Raw genomic sequence first — 1185 nt, 5'->3', positions numbered from 1 at the left:
CAATAATACAGTGTTGAACTGCTTTTTTTATAGAAAATATTTTAATAGCCTCAACTTAATCTAACTTATTCTTAAAAATATAAATAAGTTTTAAACAGATTAGAATATATTAAAAAACCAAATAAAGTATAATCATTCATACTCTATTTGGCTCTAAAATATTTAATAATAAATATTAGATTTTCTGACTAGTTTGTTGAGCATTTAATAAATCAAGAGGATTCATCATTCTACCCTCATGCTCCACAAACCCTACAAATGTACTACTCATGTTCCAGCCTAATAGGCCCTTCAGCTCATCTGAAAAATTACTCATTGATTCAGGTGACATAGAAAGATAATGATTCTCTTCTTGTCTTAAAAAAGCTAAATCGTAAGACATAGTCAAACCAATTCGAGGTTCATTGCTAACATTTTCTCCCCCGCCATGATAAGTTGATCCAATCCAGATTAAAGCATCCCCAGCTTTCATTTCTGCAGAAACTGCTTCATCTATTTGAGGCCCTCTTTGGTCATCCCATAAATGGCTCTGAGGAATCACTTTTGTAGCACCGTTTTCTTCAGTAAAGTCAGTAACAGCAACCATAATTTGTACACGTGCTTCGCGCCCATATATAGGATGTCGCCACATCCATACAGAATCATCGCGATGCAGAGGTTGAGCTTTTTGACCTGGCCAAATTTGAATGGCCTGAGTCATTCCGATTTGAACATCCGGGATAAGTTCTACTCTATTTTCACCACTCCAAAAATGTAAAGGTTTTTGAAGGATAGCTTTTGCCGTTTCAAAAAAGACCGGATTCATTGCTACCGATTGCATTTGTGGTAAACGGGAGAATAATCGACTCATTCTTCGTGTTTTAGTACCTGCAAAATACTCATCCTCACCATCTGGGATACTATCTAACTGTTTAGATAATTCTTGATAGATTTCTTGGGTAAGTTCTTCATTTAAAAAATTTTCAATAATTACTCCACCATCCCTCATGATAGTAGAAACAATTTCATTGATTTCGGTATCTTTACTTAGCTTCATTAATGACATATGACGTCCTTTTCGTTAACCATTTAACAATAAAAGCATGTTTGATGCTCTCGGTATAAAGTTGCATAAGTGCTTTCACAAGAGCTCTTTGTCGACTATTCATGTACAGTACAACATCAAACCACCAATAAACCATATTA

Annotated in this window: 1 protein-coding gene; it reads right to left on the bottom strand. The window is 34.7% G+C overall.

What is annotated here, in order from left to right:
- Positions 1-175 precede the first annotated feature (175 nt).
- Positions 176-1045 (bottom strand): phytanoyl-CoA dioxygenase family protein, encoded by an 870-nt coding sequence (locus HUN22_RS17150; protein WP_174731919.1) that lies wholly within the window; start codon positions 1043-1045, stop codon positions 176-178.
- Between the last annotated feature and the right edge of the window lie 140 nt (positions 1046-1185).

Source organism: Acinetobacter lactucae (assembly GCF_013344765.1).
Taxonomy (GTDB): Bacteria; Pseudomonadota; Gammaproteobacteria; order Pseudomonadales; family Moraxellaceae; genus Acinetobacter; species Acinetobacter lactucae_A.
Note: the sequence above shows the minus strand (reverse complement) of the source record. Positions and strands in the feature narration are given on the sequence as shown.